The organism is Bosea sp. F3-2, from assembly GCF_008253865.1.
Taxonomy (GTDB): domain Bacteria; phylum Pseudomonadota; class Alphaproteobacteria; order Rhizobiales; family Beijerinckiaceae; genus Allobosea.
Genome location: NZ_CP042331.1, coordinates 365,883 through 383,584, shown reverse-complemented (window position 1 = coordinate 383,584; position 17,702 = coordinate 365,883). Strand labels below are relative to the sequence as shown.

At 67.0% G+C, this 17,702-nt stretch carries 16 protein-coding genes; 7 read left to right on the top strand and 9 right to left on the bottom strand.

The features are described from left to right. Positions 1 to 35: 35 nt before the first annotated feature. Genes FQV39_RS01875 through FQV39_RS01865 form a run of 3 tightly spaced genes read right to left on the bottom strand, consistent with a single transcriptional unit; the run spans position 36 to position 3,313 of the window. A complete protein-coding gene (locus tag FQV39_RS01875) occupies positions 36 to 1,508 on the bottom strand; it encodes a protein adenylyltransferase SelO (RefSeq protein ID WP_149128759.1) in 1,473 nt (490 codons plus the stop codon). 40 nt (positions 1,509 to 1,548) lie between these two features. Continuing rightward, the gene (locus FQV39_RS01870; protein WP_187640141.1) at positions 1,549 to 2,868 is read right to left on the bottom strand and encodes an MFS transporter; all 1,320 of its coding nucleotides are present in this window, start codon (positions 2,866 to 2,868) and stop codon (positions 1,549 to 1,551) included. Between the two features lie 46 nt (positions 2,869 to 2,914). Beyond that, positions 2,915 to 3,313 carry a MarR family winged helix-turn-helix transcriptional regulator gene (locus FQV39_RS01865; protein ID WP_149128758.1) on the bottom strand — a complete coding sequence of 133 codons (399 nt, stop codon included), beginning with the start codon at positions 3,311 to 3,313 and terminating at the stop codon, positions 2,915 to 2,917. A 238-nt stretch (positions 3,314 to 3,551) separates the two neighbouring features. On the opposite strand from FQV39_RS01865, the gene FQV39_RS01860 reads away from it, so the two are divergent. From FQV39_RS01860 to FQV39_RS01835, 6 genes are read left to right on the top strand one after another with little or no spacing between them, the layout of a single operon-like run. Further along, positions 3,552 to 4,397 carry a VOC family protein gene (locus tag FQV39_RS01860; protein WP_149128757.1) on the top strand — a complete coding sequence of 282 codons (846 nt, stop codon included), beginning with the start codon at positions 3,552 to 3,554 and terminating at the stop codon, positions 4,395 to 4,397. A gap of 59 nt (positions 4,398 to 4,456) precedes the next feature. Next, positions 4,457 to 6,061, top strand: a complete 1,605-nt coding sequence (locus FQV39_RS01855) for an ABC transporter substrate-binding protein (protein ID WP_149128756.1) — start codon at positions 4,457 to 4,459, stop codon at positions 6,059 to 6,061. A gap of 47 nt (positions 6,062 to 6,108) precedes the next feature. Next, complete coding sequence (locus FQV39_RS01850) at positions 6,109 to 7,086, top strand: ABC transporter permease (RefSeq protein ID WP_149128755.1); 978 nt, start codon at positions 6,109 to 6,111, stop codon at positions 7,084 to 7,086. Positions 7,087 to 7,089: 3 nt separating this feature from the next. Further along, complete coding sequence (locus tag FQV39_RS01845; protein ID WP_149128754.1) at positions 7,090 to 7,920, top strand: ABC transporter permease; 831 nt, start codon at positions 7,090 to 7,092, stop codon at positions 7,918 to 7,920. Continuing rightward, entirely contained in the window at positions 7,917 to 9,551 is a 1,635-nt protein-coding gene (locus FQV39_RS01840; protein ID WP_149128753.1) for an ABC transporter ATP-binding protein, read from the top strand. The genes FQV39_RS01845 and FQV39_RS01840 overlap by 4 nt, the downstream gene beginning before the upstream one ends. Further along, on the top strand, positions 9,551 to 11,029 hold the full coding sequence (locus tag FQV39_RS01835; protein ID WP_149128752.1) for an NAD(P)-binding domain-containing protein: 1,479 nt from the start codon (positions 9,551 to 9,553) through the stop codon (positions 11,027 to 11,029). The genes FQV39_RS01840 and FQV39_RS01835 overlap by 1 nt, the downstream gene beginning before the upstream one ends. A gap of 133 nt (positions 11,030 to 11,162) precedes the next feature. Here the strand turns inward: FQV39_RS01835 and FQV39_RS01830 are convergent, their stop codons facing one another. From FQV39_RS01830 to FQV39_RS33000, 3 genes are all read right to left on the bottom strand, one after another. Then, a complete protein-coding gene (locus FQV39_RS01830) occupies positions 11,163 to 12,449 on the bottom strand; it encodes an NAD(P)/FAD-dependent oxidoreductase (protein WP_149128751.1) in 1,287 nt (428 codons plus the stop codon). Positions 12,450 to 12,738: 289 nt separating this feature from the next. Continuing rightward, a complete protein-coding gene (locus FQV39_RS01825) occupies positions 12,739 to 13,923 on the bottom strand; it encodes a MalY/PatB family protein (protein ID WP_149128750.1) in 1,185 nt (394 codons plus the stop codon). A gap of 98 nt (positions 13,924 to 14,021) precedes the next feature. Continuing rightward, positions 14,022 to 14,192, bottom strand: a complete 171-nt coding sequence (locus tag FQV39_RS33000) for a hypothetical protein (RefSeq protein ID WP_187640140.1) — start codon at positions 14,190 to 14,192, stop codon at positions 14,022 to 14,024. Between the two features lie 56 nt (positions 14,193 to 14,248). Here FQV39_RS33000 and FQV39_RS01820 point away from each other — a divergent pair, with 56 nt between their 5' ends. Continuing rightward, positions 14,249 to 15,628, top strand: coding sequence for a M20/M25/M40 family metallo-hydrolase (locus tag FQV39_RS01820; RefSeq protein WP_149128749.1), 1,380 nt, complete (start codon positions 14,249 to 14,251; stop codon positions 15,626 to 15,628). A 140-nt stretch (positions 15,629 to 15,768) separates the two neighbouring features. Here FQV39_RS01820 and FQV39_RS01815 read toward each other — a convergent pair whose 3' ends face one another. From FQV39_RS01815 to cyoC, 3 genes are all read right to left on the bottom strand, one after another. Continuing rightward, the gene (locus tag FQV39_RS01815; protein WP_149128748.1) at positions 15,769 to 16,524 is read right to left on the bottom strand and encodes an SURF1 family protein; all 756 of its coding nucleotides are present in this window, start codon (positions 16,522 to 16,524) and stop codon (positions 15,769 to 15,771) included. A gap of 154 nt (positions 16,525 to 16,678) precedes the next feature. Next, a complete protein-coding gene (cyoD, locus tag FQV39_RS01810) occupies positions 16,679 to 17,053 on the bottom strand; it encodes a cytochrome o ubiquinol oxidase subunit IV (protein WP_149128747.1) in 375 nt (124 codons plus the stop codon). Then, positions 17,050 to 17,694, bottom strand: coding sequence for a cytochrome o ubiquinol oxidase subunit III (gene cyoC, locus FQV39_RS01805; protein WP_472840670.1), 645 nt, complete (start codon positions 17,692 to 17,694; stop codon positions 17,050 to 17,052). The genes cyoD and cyoC overlap by 4 nt, the downstream gene beginning before the upstream one ends. Positions 17,695 to 17,702: the final 8 nt, after the last annotated feature.

The following is a 17,702-nucleotide window of genomic DNA, read 5'->3' as shown; positions in this document are numbered from 1 at the left end:
GATGACGGCGTGTTTCCGCGTAAAATCAGCAGGCTCTAGGTGCCGCAGAAGGTTGCCAGCACGCGCTCATGCGCGGCCGGCGGCTGGGTGTACGCCTCCCGGCCCGGCTGCTCGTCATAGGGCTTCGCCAGAACGGCCAGCAATTCCTCGAATGGCGCCAGATCATCCCGCTCCACGGCCGCCTGGATCACCGCCTCGACGCGGTGGTTCCGCGGAATGAACAGCGGATTGACGCTTCGCATCGCGCGCTGGCGCTCTTCCGCGGATAGGCTCTCCTGCAGCAGCCGCTGCTGCCAGCCGCCGTGCCAATCGTCGAACGCGCCGGGGCTGGTGAAGAGCTCGCGGCAACTCTGGCCATTGCCAACAGCATCGTCGCTGAGCCGCCGGAAGGTCAGCGTGAAATCCGTCTGCCCGCGCTGCATCGTATCGAGCAGCGCCTTGATGAGCAGGACGTCGTCCGGCGCTTCCATGTAAAGGCCGAGCTTGCGGCGGAAGCCAGCGATCAGACTGGCCTGGAAGAGCTCGTTGAAACGGTTGACCGCGTCCTGCGCGACCGCGACGGCCTTCTCCTGGTCCTCTGCCAGGAGCGGCAGCAGCGCCTCGGCGAAACGCGTCAGGTTCCAGAGCGCGATCGGCGGCTGGTTGCCATAGGCATAGCGGCCGTATTCGTCGATCGAGCTGAAGACCGTGGCGGGGTCATAGTTGTCCATGAAGGCGCAGGGGCCATAGTCGATCGTCTCGCCGGCGATCGACATATTGTCGGTGTTCATCACGCCATGGATGAAGCCGATCAGCATCCAGCGCGCGACGAGATCGGCCTGCGCGGCAACCACCGCTTCGAGCAAGGCGAGGTAGGGTGCCTCACTCTCCGCCACTTGCGGGTAATGCCGGGCGATGACGTGGTCGGCGAGGAGCCGCAGCGCCTCGACATCGCGGCGGGCGGCAAAGAACTGAAACGTCCCGATCCGGATATGGCTGGCGGCGATACGGGTCAGGATGGCGCCGGGCAGCAGCGTCTCGCGCCGGACGGTTTCGCCGGTCAGCACCGCGGCGAGCGCCCGCGTCGTCGGCACGCCGAGCGCGGCCATCGCTTCGCTGATGATGTATTCGCGCAGCACCGGCCCCAGCGCCGCCCGTCCGTCGCCGCGCCGCGAGAACGGTGTCGGCCCAGCTCCCTTGAGCTGGATGTCGCGGCGCTGGCCGTCGCGGTCCACCACCTCGCCCAGCAGGATCGCCCGCCCGTCGCCGAGCTGCGGGCTGAACCCGCCGAACTGATGCCCGGCATAGGCCGTCGCGATCGGGGTCGTCCCTTCGACGAGGCTGTTCCCGGCCAGCATGGCCAGGCCGTCCGGCCCCTTCAGCCAGTCCGGATCGAGGCCGAGCTGCCGCGCCAATGCCTCGTTCAGCTTGACCAGACGGGGCGCAGCGACCGCGGTCGGATTGACCGCGGCGTAGAAGCGCTCCGGCAGGCGCGCATAGGAGTTGTCGAATGGAATCGCGATCATGATCCGTAGATATGCGCGCCGGCCGGCATGGCAACGTCAACAGTCATGCAGCCGCCGGGACGAGCCCCTGCTCGCGCGGCTCGCGCACCGAAACGATGGCGAGCGCTGCGATCAGGCAGAGCACGCCGGCGATGAAGAAGGCCGGCAGATAGCTCGCATAAACCGTGCGACTGAAGCCCGCGCCCCAGGCTGCGAAGGCCGCGCCCAGCTGGTGGCCGGCGAAGATCCAGCCGAAGACGAGGTTGGCGCGTTCGCCGAAGCGGTCTGCCGCGAGCTTGACCGTTGGCGGGACGGTCGCCACCCAGTCGAGCCCGTAGAACACCGCGAAAATGGAAAGCTCGTAGAAGCTGAAGCTGGTGAAGGGCAGGTAAATCAGCGAGAGCCCGCGCAGGCCATAATACCAGAACAGCAGCTTGCGGCTGTCGAAGCGGTCGGACAGCCAGCCGGAGCCGACCGTGCCGGCGAAGTCGAAGATGCCGATGATCGCAAGCATCCCGGCTGCGGCCACCGGTGCCATGCCGAAATCGCCGCAGAGCGAAACGAAATGGGTCTGTACCAACCCGTTCGTGCTGGCGCCGCAGACGAAGAAGGTGCCGAACAGCGCCCAGAAGATGCCGGAGCGCGAAGCATCCTTCAGCGCGATCAGAGGCGAAGCCAGCATCGCGCCGAGCGTCTGCGGAGCTGCCGCCGAAGCGGTCGGTGCCGGCGCCGTCGCGCCATAGGGCGCAAGCCCGATATCGGACGGCCGGTCACGCATCAGGATCAGCACGGCGACGGCCGCCAGAAGCAGCATGCCCAACACGAAGGCGAGCGCACTGCGCCAGCCGAACGCCTCCGACAGCGAGGCGAGCAGGGGCAGGAAGACGAGCTGACCCGTCGCCGTGCTCGCCGTGAGCAGGCCGACCACCAGCCCGCGCCGCGCCGAGAACCAGCGTGTCGCGACGGTCGCGCCCAGCACCATCGCCGTCAACCCGGTGCCGAGCCCGACCACGATCCCCCAGAACAGCATGAGCTGCCAGACCGTCGACATCACGAAGGAACCAAGCACGCCCGCAGCAATCAGCGTCAGGGCGACGGCGGCGACGCGCCGGACGCCGAAGCGGTTCATGAAGGCAGCGGCAAATGGCCCGATCAGCCCGAACAGAACCAGGCGAATCGCGAAGGCGGAGGAGATATCCGAGGTGGACCAGCCGAACTCCTGCTGCAGCGGGCCGATCAGCACGCCAGGCGCGCCAACCGCCCCGGCCGTCACCAGCATGGTCAGGAAGGTGACCGCCGCGACCACCCAGCCATAGTGGATTCCCCGGCCGGCGAAGAAGCGTGGAAGCGCCGGCAGATCCCCGGCAACTGAGTTTTGCGACATGACTCGGTCCAATTTATGGGTATCTACCCGTTTCTGTCTAAATGTGTCAGAGCAACTGCCCCAGCTCCTCGATCGCCTTCAGGCGCTCGGCACCGAGGCGGCCGACGATATCGTTCTGGCAGGCCTCCCAGAGGGGCGTAGCCTTTCGGAGCACCGCCTCCCCCTGCTCGCTCAGCGTGACCACCGCCTCGCGGTGATCCTCGCCGCGCCCGAGCGAGACGAGGCCGAGCTTCTCGACGACGCGGACATTGCGGCCCATCGTCGATCGATCGAGTTCGAGGTGCCGGCCGAGCTCCGTCAGGCTCACCGGCTGCAGCCGCCTGACATGCCTGAGCAGGGCGAACTGCGCGATGTTGATGCCCGTCGGCGTGAGCGCGGCATCGTACAAGCTCGCAATCTTGCGGGTCGCAATCCTCAGGCGCGTGCAGTGGCAGGTGCTGGACATTTGATCGCGGGTATATGCCCGCTTCATTGCCGCGTCAATGGCGATTCCATTCGGGCGCCCTGCTCTGCTTCACGGAAGTTCGGGCGTTCGGCAATCACCTCTCAAAGGAGATTATTCATCTCCAAAAATGGAAAACAACGATAAGGACATTCCCCGTATCGCCCGATTAGATTGCCGCCCGAAGAAGGAAATTCTTCATCCCATCTTGCCGCTGGGCGGCACCATCTCGGACCGCAGAATGTCTCTTGCTCATGTTCTCGGCGTCGACCATGTCGTCGTCGCCGTCCGCGATCTCGCTTTCTCGGCCAAGGCCTGGGCGGAGCTCGGCTTCACCATCTCGCCGCGCGGCCTGCACTCGCCGCATATGGGCTCGGCCAACTACACGATCATGCTGCAGGAGGATTATCTCGAACTGCTCGGCGTGGTCGCCGCGACGGACCAGAACCAGCCGATGCGCGACTTCCTGGCGAAGCACGAGGGTGTCGAGCGCATCGCCTTCACTACCGACGACGCCGCGGCCGGCGCCGCCGAGATCACGGCGCGAGGCTTCCCGGCGATCGGCCCGGTGCATTTCGGCCGGCCGGTGCCGCTTCCCGGTGGCGGCGAGGCCGACGCCAAGTTCAACGTCTTCCGCTGGCCGCTCGACGAGCAGCCCGGCGGCATCCGCATCTTCGCCTGCCAGCATCTGACACGCGAGAATGTCTGGCTGCCGGTGCTGCAGCAGCACGCCAACGGTGCCGTCGCCATCCGACGCATCGAAATCCTGTCGGTCGACCCGCAGGCGGCCGCCGCGCATCTCTCGCGGCTGATCGACGAGCCGGCCCGGCAGGACGGCGCGGCCTGGCGCGTCGCTTCCGGCCGTTCGCGCGCCGACATCCTGTTCTATGCCGCCGAGACCTTTGCCGAACGCTATCCCGACGCCGTGCGGGAAGGCGCGGCGACGAAGGGCGTCGCGGCCCTCGTCCTCGCCACGCGCGATCTCGACGCCGCCGCCGCGGCGTCCGGCGCGATCCGCCATGGCGATGCGGCCAGCGTTCCCGCCAATCGCGCCTCGGGCTCCGTGCTCAGCTTCGTGCCGGCCTGACCGGCACGCCTCTTGTATCCGGCCTTTCAGCCTCCGAGCTCAGATCGTCGAGAATCCTCATGGACTTCACCCGTCGCTCAATCCTGATGACCTCCGCCGCCATCGCGGCCAATGTCGTCGACCCGTTCAAGGCTTTCGCGCAGGAGACGCCGCGCCGCGGCGGCGTCTTCGGCGTGCACTACGGAGCCGAGCAGCGCCAGCTCAACCCGAGCCTGCAGGCTTCGACCGGCGTCTACATCATCGGCGGCAAGATTCAGGAGCCGCTGGTCGATCTCGACGCCAAGGGCCAGCCGGTCGGCGTGCTCGCCGAGAGCTGGGAGGCGGCGCCGGACGGCAAGACCATCACCTTCAAGCTGCGCAAGGGCGTGACCTGGCATGACGGCCAGCCCTTCACCTCGGCGGACGTCCAGTTCACCGCGATGGAGATGTGGAAGAAGATCCTGAACTACGGCACCACGCTGCAGCTCTTCCTCACCGCCGTCGACACGCCCGATCCGCATACCGCGATCTTCCGCTACGAGCGGCCGATGCCGCTCAACCTCTTGCTGCGCGCCCTGCCCGATCTCGGCTACGTCTCGGCCCGCCATCTCTACGAGGGCAAGGGCGATATCCGGAACAACCCGGTCAATCTCGCTCCTGTCGGCACCGGGCCGTTCAAGTTCGTTGCCTATGAGCGCGGCCAGCACATCATCGCCGACCGCAACCCGAACTACTGGCGCGATAACGCCCCCTATCTCGACCGGATCATCTGGCGCGTCATCACGGACCGTTCGGCCGCGGCCGCCCAGCTCGAGGCCGGCCAGCTGCACTACAGCCCCTTCTCTGGCCTGACGATCTCGGACATGGCCCGCCTGTCGCAGGACAAGCGCTTCATCGTCTCGACCAAGGGCAACGAGGGCAACGCCCGCACCAACACGATCGAGTTCAACTTCCGCCGCAAGGAGCTCGCCGACATCCGCGTGCGCCGCGCCATCGCGCATGCGCTCGACATCCCGTTCTTCATCGAGAACTTCCTTGGCGACTTCGCCAAGCGCGGCACCGGACCGATCCCCTCGGTCTCGACCGATTTCTACCCGGCCGACAACGGCCCGCAATACCCGTTCGACAAGGCGCTGGCGGTCAAGCTGCTCGACGAGGCCGGCTACAAGCCCGGCGCCGGCGGCACGCGCTTCTCGCTGCGTCTCACCCCTGCCCCCTGGGGCGAGGACATCTCGCTGTTCTCCACCTTCATCCAGCAGTCGCTGGCGCAGGTCGGCATCAAGGTCGATATCGTGCGCGTCGACGGCGGCGGCTTCCTGAAGAGCGTCTACAACGACTGGGATTTCGATCTCGCCACAGGCTGGCACCAGTACCGCAACGATCCGGCCGTCTCGACCACGGTCTGGTACCGCTCCGGCCAGCCGAAAGGCGCGCCCTGGACCAACCAGTGGGACTGGAAGGACGAGGCCATCGACAAGATCATCGACGACGCCGCGACCGAGGTCGATCCGGCCAAGCGCAAGGCGCTCTATGGCGAGTTCGTCCGCAAGGTGAACACCGAGCTGCCGATCTGGACGCCGATCGAGCAGATCTTCGTCACCACGATCAGCGCCAAGGCCCGCAACCACTCGAACACCCCGCGCTGGGGCTCGTCGAGCTGGCACGACCTTTGGTTGGCCGAGTAAGAACAGGAGAGCGGGCCGCCCTTCCGCGCGGCCCGCGGCAACACGGCATGCGTATCCTCACCCTCGCGGGGCGGCGGCTCGCCGCCTCGATCCCGACCCTGTTGCTGATCCTGATCGGCATCTTCCTGCTGTTGCAGTTCGCGCCCGGCGACACCGTCGATGCCATGATGGCGCAGATGGGCGGCGGCGACGCGAAGCTCGCCGAAGAGCTGCGCCGCTTCTACGGGCTCGATCTCTCCACCGCCGAGCGCCTCGGCCAGTATCTCTGGCGGCTGGTGCGCTTCGACCTCGGCCATTCGGCCATCTACGGCAAGCCGGTCGCCAGCGTCATCGTCGAGCGCCTGCCCGCGACGCTGCTGCTGATGGTCTCGGCCCTCTCCTTCGCCTTCTTCGCCGGCATCGTGTTCGGCGTCCTCGCCGCGCGCGACGTCAACCGCTGGCAGGACACGCTGATCTCGACGCTCGGCCTGATCTTCTACGCCACGCCCTCCTTCTGGTTCGGGCTGATGGCGATCGTCGTCTTCTCCGTCCACCTGCAATGGCTGCCGGCGGGTGATTTCGAGGATATCGGCGCCGGCCTCACCGGCTTCGCCCGCACGCTCGACATCGCGCGCCACCTCATCCTGCCGACGCTGACGCTCGGGCTGATCTACCTCGCCATCTATCTGCGCCTGATGCGCGGCGCGATGCTGGAGGTGCTGAACCTTGACTTCGTCCGCACCGCCCGCTCGAAGGGCCTCGACGAGACGCGGGTCATCACCCGCCACGTCCTGCGCAACGCACTGCTGCCGATGGTGACGCTGATCGGCCTTCAGGCCGGCACGATGCTCGGCGGCTCGGTCGTGGTCGAGAGCGTCTTCTCGCTGCCGGGCCTCGGCCGCCTCGCCTATGAATCGGTAATCCAGCGCGACCTCAACACGCTGCTCGGCATCGTCTTCGTCTCGGCGCTCCTAGTCATCGTCGTGAACTTCATCGTCGACCTGCTCTATGCGCGTCTCGACCCGCGCATCGCGCCGGAGGGCTGAGCGATGGACGCCCTCAAGCGCTATTTCCGCAGCCCGGCCGCCGTGATCGGGCTCGTCCTCCTGCTGGTCGTCATCGCCATGGCGGCGAGCGCCGGCTGGCTCTTCCCGCGCGATCCGCTGGCGCTCGCCGGCCGGCCGCTGCAATGGCCCTTCGCCAATCCGCGCTTCCTGCTCGGCACCGACAATTCCGGCCGCGACATCGCCGCGCAGATCTTCTACGGCGCGCGCATCTCGCTATTGATCGGCGTCGTCGCGACGGTCATTGCGGTCGCGATCGGCATCGTCATCGGCGCGCTCGCCGGCTTCTACGGCGGCAAGGTCGACACCGCCCTGATGCGGATCACCGAGGCCTTCCAGACCCTGCCTAACTTCCTGCTCCTGCTGGTGCTGGTCGTCGTCTTCGGCTCGACGCTGCCGACGGTGATGGTGGCGATCGGCATCGTCTCCTGGCCGGCACCCGCCCGCCTCACCCGCGCCGAGTTCCTCTCGCTGCGCAACCGCGAATTCGTGCAGGCCGGCCGCACCATCGGCCTCTCCGACCTCAAGCTGATCTTCGGCGAGATCCTGCCCAACGCGCTGCCGCCGGTGATCGTCTATGCCAGCGTTGTGATGGCGGTGGCGATCCTGCTCGAAAGCTCGCTCGCCTTCCTCAAGCTCTCCGATCCCAACGTCGCCTCCTGGGGCAACCTGATCGGGCTCGGCCGCGATGTCCTGCGCGTGCAGTGGTACGTCTCGGCCATCCCCGGCGTCGCGATCCTGCTCACCGTGCTCGGCGTCTCGCTCGTCGGCCAGGGGCTGAACGACGCCCTCAATCCGAGGCTCAAGGGACGATGAGCGCGATCCTCACCCTCGACGGACTGACCGTCGCCTTGCCCAAGGGCGCTGATCGTCCCTACGCGATGCAGGACGTCTCGCTGGACCTGAACGCGGGCGAGATCGTCTGCGTCGTCGGCGAATCCGGCTCCGGCAAGTCGATGACCGCCAATGCGATCATGCGGCTCCTGCCCACGGGCGTCGCGATCGAGCGCGGCCGCGTCCTCTTCGAAGGCCGCGACATCGCCGCCCTCGGCGAAGCCGAGATGCGAAAGGTTCGCGGCGCCGGTATCGCCATGATCTTCCAGGAGCCGATGACGGCGTTGAATCCGCTGCGAACGATCGGCGACCAGATCGGTGAGATGCTCAGCATCCACACCGACCTCGGCAAGCGCGCGATCGCGGCCCGTGTCCAGGACCTGTTGGCAGAGGTGCAGATCCCCGAGCCCGAGCGTGCCGCCAAGGCCTATCCGCACGAACTCTCCGGCGGGCAGCGCCAGCGCGCCATGATCGCGATGGCGCTCGCGCTCGATCCGAAGGTGCTGATCGCCGATGAGCCGACGACGGCGCTCGACGTCACCACCCAGGCGCAGATCCTCAAGCTCATCCGCGAGTTGCAGGCGCGCAAGGGCACCGCCGTGCTCTTCATCACCCATGATTTCGGCGTCGTCGCCGAGATCGCGGATCGCGTCGTGGTGATGCAGCACGGCCTCGTCGTCGAGCAGGGCGAGCCCGCGTCCGTGCTGAGCCGGCCGAGCCACCCCTATACCCGCCAGCTCATCGCGGCCGTGCCGGCGCTCGAGCCGCCGCCGCCGCGCCCCCTCGCGAGCGAGGCGATCCTGACGATCGAGAACGTCTCGAAGACCTATCGCACCGGCGGCTTCCTCGGCCGCGGCCAGCGCGTCACCCATGCGGTGAAGGACGTATCGCTGAGGCTGCCGAAAGGGGCGACGCTCGGCATCGTCGGCGAATCCGGCTCCGGCAAGTCGACGCTGGCGCGCTGCATCATCCGGCTGATCGACCCCGACACCGGCGCGATCCGCCTGAGGGGCGAGGATCTGACCGCCCTCTCGCGCGCCGAAATGCGGGCGCGCAGCCGGCACATCCAGATGGTGTTTCAGGATCCCTTCGCCTCGCTCAATCCGCGTCGCAAGGTCGGGGATCTCGTCGCACAGGGGCTCGTCGTCAACGGCATGCCGCGCCGGCAGGCTCTGGAGCGCGCTCGCGAGCTCTTCGGTCTCGTCGGGCTCGATCCGGCTGCGGTGGACCGCTATCCGCATGAGTTCTCCGGCGGCCAGCGCCAGCGCATCGGGCTGGCACGGGCGCTGGCGCTCGAACCCGACGTCCTCGTCGCCGACGAGCCGGTCTCCGCCCTCGACGTCTCCGTGCAGTCGCAGGTGCTCAAGCTGCTCGCCGATCTGCGCGAGCGCCTCGGCCTCTCCATCGTCTTCATCACCCATGATCTGCGCGTCGCGGCACAGGTCTGCGATCTCGTGGCGGTGATGAAGAACGGCGAGGTCGTGGAGGCCGGAACGGTGGCCGAGGTCTTCGGCCAACGCAGGCACCCCTATACGCAGGCCCTGCTGGCCTCGATCCCCGGCCAGGGCTTCGGCACGGTCGAGGCTGTTCGCGAAACGGCGGAGGTTCCGTGATGAAGCGCATCGCCACGCCGGTTCCGATCGCGGGCGGCCTCACCCGGCATGAGGCGCAGCTGAAGCGCGACCTCGCCCTGCTCGGCTTCCCCGCCAAGCCCTGGCTCCATCCGCGGACGACGGACGCAGGTGAACCGGTTCTCGACGTCGCCATTATCGGCGCCGGCATGAACGGCATCGCCGCGGCCTCGGCCCTGCTCGCCAAGGGCATCGTCAACATCGCCCTGTTCGACGCCAACGAGCCCGGGCGCGAAGGCCCGTGGAATCGCTATGCGCGCATGGACACGCTGCGCTCGCCCAAGACCCTGACAGGGCCGGCCCTCGGCATCCCCTCACTCACTTTCGCCGCCTGGTATGGCGCGAGCTTCGGTGAGGCGGCGTGGGAAGCACTCTACAAGATCCCGAACGCCGTCTGGGTGGACTATCTGAGCTGGCTGCAGCGCGTGCTGTCACTGCCCGTCGAGCACCGGGCCGCACTGACGAAGCTGCGGCCGCAGAACGACCTGCTCGCCCTCGATATCGAGACAGCCGAAGGAGCAAGGACTGTTTTCGCCCGCCATGCCGTTCTCGCCACGGGGCGTGGCGGCGCAGGTGGTGATGTCTGGCCGGATGTCGTGCCACAGTCGCTGAAACCTGACTTCGCCGCCCACAGCAACGACCCGATCGATTTCGAGAGGCTGCGCGGCAAATCGGTCGGCGTGATCGGCGGCAGCGCCTCGGCCTGGGACAATGCCGCGACGGCGCTGGAGCAGGGCGCAGCGAGCGCAACGATGTATCTGCGCCGGCCGCATCTGCCGCAGATCAACAAGGGCCGCGGCTCGGCCAATCCCGGCTACTTCCACGGTTGGAGCGCCCTGCCCGACGCCGAGCGCTGGGCGCTCGCGGCCTATATCGACGACATGCTGGCGCCGCCACCACATGAGACCGTGCTGCGCGCCCTGAAATCCGACGGGCTCGACATCCGCTTCCGGCATAGCGTGGCAGCGGTCAGGCGCGAGGGTGAACAGGTCGTGCTCGACATCGAGACGCCCGAAGACCGCATCGAGCGCCGCCATGACTTCCTGGTCGTGGCCACCGGCTTCCAGGTCGATGCGACCCGCATCCCGGAGCTTGCAGAGTTCGCGCCGCATATCGCGCGCTGGAGCGATCGCTACACCCCGCCGACCGGGCTCATGCGCCCAGCTCTGGCGCAGGCGCCCTATCTCGGACCGGGCTTCGAGCTGCAGCCGCGTGATGCCAACGCACCGGCCGAGCTCTCACGCATCCACCTCGTCAACCACGGCGCCCTTGTCAGCCACGGTGCGATCGCGAGCGATATCCCCGGCGTCGCCATCGCCGGAGAGCGAGTCGCGCAGGCGCTCGTCGCAGCCTTTTTCCGGCAGGACATCGTCGAGGTCAGGCGCGACCTCGAAGCCTTCGACGAGCCGGAGCTGAAGGACACGCCGTTTTTCAGGCCAGAGGATTTCCCGCACTCCTAGAGCGTGCCCTGTTCGCCTGGAACGCGGGTCATCCCGGACGGAGCGAAGCGGAGATCCGGGATCCATGCCTGAAGCTTGGTCGGAAGCGCCCCGGCATGGATCCCGGGTCAAGCCCGGGATGACGGCGTGGTTCCTAGCGGGGCAAACCTGTCTCACCGCCTTTCGTCTGCCCCTGCGTGATCAGGCGGGCACTGCGATGCCCGCTGGTATAGATCCACAGCCAGTTGAGCGCGACGGCGAGGCGGTTGCGCAGGCCGATCAGGAAGAAGATGTGCGCGATGCCCCAGGCCCACCAGGCGATGCGTCCCTTCAGCTTGATCCAGCCGAAATCGACGATGGCCGCGCGCTTGCCGATGGTCGCGAGATTGCCGGCATTGCTGTAGGCGAAGGGCGGCGGCGCGGCCTCGCCCTTCAGCCGCGCCTTGATCACCCCGGCGACGTAGCGCCCCTCCTGCTTGGCCGCGGGCGCGACGCCCGGCACGGGCTTGCCATCGGCCGAGACGACATGGGCCGTATCGCCGACGACGAAGATGTCGGGATGACCAGGTGCGGTGAGATCGGGCTTGGCCATCACCCGTCCCGCCCGGTCGGCCGGAGCGCCCAGCCATTCCGCCGCCGGCGAGGCGGCGACGCCCGCCGCCCACAGGATCGTCTTCGCCGGCAGGAAGGTGCCGCCGAGCTCGATGCCGTCCTCGGTGCAGCGCGACACCGCATGTCCGGTTCGGACCTCGACGCCGAGCCGGGTCAGCGCGCGGTCGGCATAGGCCGAGAGATCTTCGGTGAAGCCCGCCAGGATGCGCGGGCCAGCCTCGACCAGAACCACCCGCGCGCTGCGCGTATCGAAATTGCGGAAGTCGGCGCGCAGCGTGTCATGCGCCAACTCCGCGATCGTCCCGGCAAGCTCGACGCCGGTCGGCCCCGCGCCGATGATGACGAAGGTCAGCAATTCGGCGCGCCGGGCCTCGTCGGTCTCCCACTCCGCTTGCTCGAAGGCCGACAGCACGCGCCGCCTGATCTTCGTCGCATCTTCCAGCGTCTTCAGGCCGGGCGCGTAAGGCTCCCATTCGTCATGGCCGAAATAGGAGTGGCGCGCTCCCGTCGCGAGGATCAGGCTGTCGAAGGCGAGCGGCGGCTCGCCTTCGATCAGCACCTTCCTTGCGCTCGTATCGACGCCAACAACGCTGCCGAGCAGCGTGGTGACGTTTGGGTAGCGGCGCAGCAGCGAGCGGGCAGGCCAGGCGATCTCGGAGGTCGGCAAAGACGCCGTCGCGACCTGATACAGCAGTGGCTGAAAGAGATGATGGTTCCGCCGGTCGACGACCGTGATCCTGACCGGCGCGCCGGCAAGGTTGCGCGCCGCTTCCAGGCCGCCGAAACCGGCCCCGACGATGACGACGTGGTGGGAAGCATCGGCCGTCATCAGCTATCCGATGTCAGCCAGGCGGCGGCGGTATCCGGGTATCCGTTTCATGAGGTCCCCCGCTCCCATCAATAAGCCGGTGCGGGCCCGGCGAAAAGCGGAGAGATGAATGCGGGGCGAGGCAATCGTCCCGCACGAGGCGCAACGCGCGTTCTGCCTGCCGGGCGCAGCTGCCTAGATCGCCGCGCGTCCTATCGGACGCGAAGTGGCGATCTAGCCCTTTGTTTTAGCATCGGATTTCTCCAAAAAGTGGATTCCACTTTTCGGTCCGATGCTCTAGCAAACAGCGCTACTGCAGGTCGCGGAACGCTTCCTGCAACCGTTCGACGGCTTCGACCACGGTGGCGCGTGGCGTCGCGAGGTTGAAGCGCAGGAAGCTGTCACCGCCCAAGCCGAAGCTCGGACCGTGGTTTACCGCGATCTTTGCCTGCTTCTCGACGCGAGCGGTGAATTCCGCACGCTCCATGCCGGTTCCGGCAAGATCCACCCAGGCAAGGTAGGTCGCCTCGAGCGGCATCGAGCGCAGGCCGGGGATAGCGTTCACCCCGTCGTCGAACAGCTTCCGGTTGCCGTCGATATAGGCCACGAGCCGGTCGACCCAGGCCGCGCCTTCCGGGCTGTAGGCGGCCGTCGCCATCGCCATGCCGAAGGAATTGGGCGAGATGCCATGTGCGTTCATCCGCGCGCGGAAGCGCTCGCGCAGGGCCTCGTCGGGGATGATGACATTGCCGATATGGGCGCCGGCGATGTTGAAGGTCTTGGTGGTCGCCGTCATCATCACGAGCCGGTCGGTGATGTCGGGCGCGGCCAGCGGCATCACGGTGTGCCGATACCCCGGCATGACCAGATCGTGGTGGATCTCGTCGGCAACAAGGATCAGGTCGTGGCGCTTGCAGAAGGCCGCGATCTCGCGGAGTTCATCAGCGGTCCAGACGCGCCCGCCCGGGTTATGGGGCGAGCACAGGATCAGCATCCGCTCGCGGCCGGTCATCTGCGCGTCCCACGACGGAATGTCGAGGACGTAGCGCCCCTCCTCGGTCCCCAGCCTGCACTCGACCACTTGCCGGCCGGCGGAGCGGATGATGCGGGCGAAGGCATGGTAGACCGGCGTCATCAGCACGACGCCGTCGCCCGGCGCGGTGAAGGCATCGACGCAGAGCGCCGTGCCGTTGACCAGACCGTGGGTCGTGAAGATCGCTTCCGACGCCACCTCCCAGCCATGGCGGGTTTTCATCCACCAGCGGACGGCGTCGCTGTTGGTGCGGTCATCGCCGAAATAGCCGTAGACGCCGTGGCTTGCCATGCGCTCGACCGCTTGCTGGACGCAGGCCGGTGGCCGGAAATCCATGTCGGCCACCCACATCGCGATGCCGTCGGAAGCCGACACGCCATAGTTCTTCTCCATCGTGTCCCATTTCGCGGAATGGGTTCCGCGGCGGTCGATCAGCTCGTCGAAGTCCGGCGTTCTAAACATTGATGTTCCCCAGAAGCGGCCGGGACATGTTGGATCCGGCCCGCCGCCGCCCGTTTTGCCGCGTCGGATCGCGGGCGTAAACCGGTGAAATCGCCGCGTCAGCTTTCCAAATTCAGCATGACGAGGCGGGCGAAGGGCGCGAGGGTCTTATATTTCACGGCCTGCCCTTGCCGCATGGCCGCTGCGGCAGGAATGGCGAGGCGCTGGTTGAGAGCCGCAGGATCACCCCCTAGGCTGGCCGCGCCGCGCTCGGGGAGCCGACTCGACATGCGGGCCGCCCCCTGAATCACGATGTCAACGCTTCTCTGCAAAGGCCTACAACGAAATGGCTTCCTCCGACGCCTTGGCTCCGGTCTTCGATCATATCGAAGCCAACCGCAGCGCCTTCCTCGACCGGCTGATCGCCTATCTGCGCCACCCCAGCATCAGCGCCGAGAACATCGGCATCGCCGAGGTCGGAGCGCTCTTGGTCGAGATGCTGACCGAGATCGGGCTCGAGACCAGCCTCGTGCCGACCGAAGGACATCCCATGGTCGTCGCGCGCTGGGAGAAGGCGCCGGGCAAGCCGACGGTGCTGCTCTACGGCCATTACGACGTGCAGCCGCCGGACCCGCTCGACAAATGGGTTTCCCCGCCCTTCGAGCCCACGATCCGCGACGGCCGGCTCTATGCGCGCGGCGTCGGGGACAACAAGGGCCAGCACTTCGCCCAGATCCTGGCGATCGAATCCCATCTCAAGGTCCATAGCGAACTGCCCTGCAACGTCATTCTGCTGCTGGAGGGCGAGGAGGAGATCGGCAGCCCGCGCATCGCCGGCTTCGTGCGCGCCAACCAGGAGCTGCTCAAGGCCGATCTTGCCGTCACCGCCGACGGCCCGCGCCATGCCAGCGGCGCGCCCACCATCAAGTTCGGATCGCGCGGCGTCGTCTCCTTCGATTTGCGCTGCCGCCATGCCAGCCGCGACGTCCATTCCGGGAATTTCGGCGGCGTGGTGCCGAACCCGATCTGGACGCTGGTCCATCTGCTCGCCACCATGAAGAACGAGGCTGGCGAGATCACCATCGAGGGCCTGCACGACGACGTCGAACCGCCGACAGCCGAGGACCTGGAGGCGATCGAGCGCCTGCCGCTCGATATCGCGGCCTTCAAGCAGGGCCTCGGTCTCAAGCGCCTCGACGCGCCGCTCGATCGCCCCTTCTACGACCGCCTCTGCTTCCAGCCGACGCTGACGATCAACGGCTTCCATGGCGGCTATGGCGGCCCGGGCACCAAGACCGTGCTGCCGAACGAGGCGCTGGTGAAATGCGACATCCGCCTCGTCGAGGCGCAGGACCCGGAGGACATCCTGCGCAAGGTCAGGGCGCATGTCGAAAAGCACGCGCCGGAGGTCGAGTTCATCGTCGAGGAAACGGGCATGCTGCCCTCCAAGACGCAGATCGCCTCGCGCTATACCGCGCCGCTGCGCCGCGCCTTCGTCGCCGCCCATGGCGAGGAGCCGCTGCTGATCCCGGCCGGCTTCGGCAGCCTGCCGAACTACGTCTTCACCAAGATCCTCGGCATCCCCGCCTATGTCACGCCCTATGCCAACCATGACGAGGCCAACCACGCCCCGAACGAGAACATGACGCTGGACTGCTTCCAGAGCGGCATCCGGACGGGCGCGGCGCTGCTGCACGAACTTGGCCAGTTGCAGAACGAAGGCTGAGAACCAGCCCGACTCCGACGTCATTCCGGACAAGCCGCGAAGCGGCGCCGATCCGGAATCCCTCGAAGGGCGCTGCGCTCCACGATGGATTCCGGGTCTTCGCTTTGCTCCGCCCGGAATGACGCCTTCTCGTCGCGGTGTTATGAGGCCGACGTTTCCTCATCGGCCTTGCCTCTCAGCAGGAAGATGCCGGCACCGGCGCTCATCAGCGCGAGACAGAACCAGGTCAGCGCGTAGATCAGATGCGTGTTGCGGAAGCCGACCTGGGTCATGCCACCCTGCGGCAATGGGCCAGGTTCGGAGGCAGCGTCAGCGTCGACGAAGTAGGGCGCGACCACGCCCAGTTCTGGCGCCGAGGCGATCGCGGCAACGTCACGCGAATACCAGCGCCCGCCGGTAGGATCGTTGGCGCGCAGAAAGCCGCCGCCCGGCTCCGTCAGTCGCAGCAGCCCAACCACCCTCGCCTGTTCGCCGGCCACCTTGCGCCGCTCCTCCGGCCCGCGCCGTTCCTCCGACACGAAACCGCGATTGACGAGAACGGTGAAGCCAGCGTCGTCTCGGAACGGCGCGAGCACCCAGAAGCCGGGGCCGCGCTCGGTCACAGCCATGGTCTGTGTCTCGGGCGCGTCGAGATAGCGGCCCTGAAGGGCGACGCGGCGATACTCGGCATTGTCAGCATCGATTGCCGGCCATTCCGCTGGCCCCGGCGCCGCGACGGGCGCGGCGTGGATGCGCGCTTCGACGCGGGCGATCAGGGCGAGCTTCCAGCTCCGCCGCTGGACCTGCCAGATGCCAAGGCCGGCCGAGACGAACGTAATCAGGCAGAGCGCCACGGCGAAGACGAAACGAGCTAGGCGCGGGCGGCCTTTCGCTCTGGCTTCCAGCGGCGGCGTCATCGCGGCGCGCTTAGAGATTGGTTGGCAACTCGCTGCGGTGAGTCGAATGGCGGTGTTTTCGAGAACCGGAGCGGAGCGTACTTTCGTACGTGAGCACCGGAAGCGCAGAAAGCGCCGTCAGTCGACCGCCGCAGTAGAGTTGCCAAGCGGTCTCTCACATCTTGTGCAGCTCGGTCGGCATCATGTTGCTGTTGAGGTGGTACATCACCCACAGCGAGCCCGAGAGCGCAATCGCCACGATGACGATCGTGAAGATCAGCGCCATCATCGTCCAACCGCTTTCGGAGCGGCTGTTCATGTGCAGGAAGTAGACCATGTGGACGACGATCTGCACGGCGGCGAAGCCCATGATCACGATCGCGGTCAGCATCGAATTGGCGAGCACGTCGTTCATGACGAGCCAGAACGGAATCGCGGTCAGGACGACCGAAAGCAGGAAGCCGGTGATATAGCCGCGCAGGCTGCCATGCGGCTCGCCGTGGCTGCCGTGCCCGTCGTGATGCTCGGCGTGGTTCTGGCTAGCGCTCATTTCAGCACGCTCATCAGATAGACGAAGGTGAAGACACCGATCCAGACGATGTCGAGGAAGTGCCAGAACATGCTCAGGCACATCAGCCGGCGCCGGTTGGCCTCGATCAGCCCGCGCCGCGAGACCTGGACCATCAGCACCGTCAGCCAGATCAGGCCGAAGGTGACGTGCAGCCCGTGCGTGCCGACCAGCGTGAAGAAGGAGGACAGGAAGGCGCTGCGCATCGGCGTCGCGCCCTCATGGATCATATGCGCGAACTCGTAGAGCTCGATCGCCAGGAAGGCGAGGCCGAAGATCCCGGTGACGACCAGCCAGCCCTGCATCGCCGCCTGCCGGCCCTTGTCCATCGCCAGCATGGCGAAGCCGTAGGTGATCGAAGACAGCAGCAGCATGGTGGTGTTGACCGCCACCAGCCTGAGGTCGAACAGATCAGCGCCTGAAGGCCCCGCCGCGTAGTTGCGCCCCAGCACGCCAAAGGTCGCAAAGAGGACTGCAAAAACCAGGCAATCGCTCATGATGTAGAGCCAGAAGCCGAGCATGGTCGAGCCGCCGGAGTGCGCGTGCTCGTCTTCCGTCACGTAGAACGCCGGAACGCCGTTCGCGGCCTGCGCTTCCGCTATCGCCTGAGGGTCTATACTCATCATCGCCC

What these genes read in the sequence shown, in the direction of transcription:
- FQV39_RS01870 (WP_187640141.1), bottom strand. Translation starts at nt 2,868, where the DNA reads ATGTCGCAAAACTCAGTTGCCGGGGATCTGCCGGCGCTTCCACGCTTC.
- FQV39_RS01865 (WP_149128758.1), bottom strand. Translation starts at nt 3,313, where the DNA reads ATGTCCAGCACCTGCCACTGCACGCGCCTGAGGATTGCGACCCGCAAG.
- FQV39_RS01860 (WP_149128757.1), top strand. Translation starts at nt 3,552, where the DNA reads ATGTCTCTTGCTCATGTTCTCGGCGTCGACCATGTCGTCGTCGCCGTC.
- FQV39_RS01855 (WP_149128756.1), top strand. Translation starts at nt 4,457, where the DNA reads ATGGACTTCACCCGTCGCTCAATCCTGATGACCTCCGCCGCCATCGCG.
- FQV39_RS01850 (WP_149128755.1), top strand. Translation starts at nt 6,109, where the DNA reads ATGCGTATCCTCACCCTCGCGGGGCGGCGGCTCGCCGCCTCGATCCCG.
- FQV39_RS01845 (WP_149128754.1), top strand. Translation starts at nt 7,090, where the DNA reads ATGGACGCCCTCAAGCGCTATTTCCGCAGCCCGGCCGCCGTGATCGGG.
- FQV39_RS01840 (WP_149128753.1), top strand. Translation starts at nt 7,917, where the DNA reads ATGAGCGCGATCCTCACCCTCGACGGACTGACCGTCGCCTTGCCCAAG.
- FQV39_RS01835 (WP_149128752.1), top strand. Translation starts at nt 9,551, where the DNA reads ATGAAGCGCATCGCCACGCCGGTTCCGATCGCGGGCGGCCTCACCCGG.
- FQV39_RS01830 (WP_149128751.1), bottom strand. Translation starts at nt 12,449, where the DNA reads ATGACGGCCGATGCTTCCCACCACGTCGTCATCGTCGGGGCCGGTTTC.
- FQV39_RS01825 (WP_149128750.1), bottom strand. Translation starts at nt 13,923, where the DNA reads ATGTTTAGAACGCCGGACTTCGACGAGCTGATCGACCGCCGCGGAACC.
- FQV39_RS33000 (WP_187640140.1), bottom strand. Translation starts at nt 14,192, where the DNA reads ATGTCGAGTCGGCTCCCCGAGCGCGGCGCGGCCAGCCTAGGGGGTGAT.
- FQV39_RS01820 (WP_149128749.1), top strand. Translation starts at nt 14,249, where the DNA reads ATGGCTTCCTCCGACGCCTTGGCTCCGGTCTTCGATCATATCGAAGCC.
- FQV39_RS01815 (WP_149128748.1), bottom strand. Translation starts at nt 16,524, where the DNA reads ATGACGCCGCCGCTGGAAGCCAGAGCGAAAGGCCGCCCGCGCCTAGCT.
- cyoD (WP_149128747.1), bottom strand. Translation starts at nt 17,053, where the DNA reads ATGAGCGCTAGCCAGAACCACGCCGAGCATCACGACGGGCACGGCAGC.
- cyoC (WP_472840670.1), bottom strand. Translation starts at nt 17,694, where the DNA reads ATGAGTATAGACCCTCAGGCGATAGCGGAAGCGCAGGCCGCGAACGGC.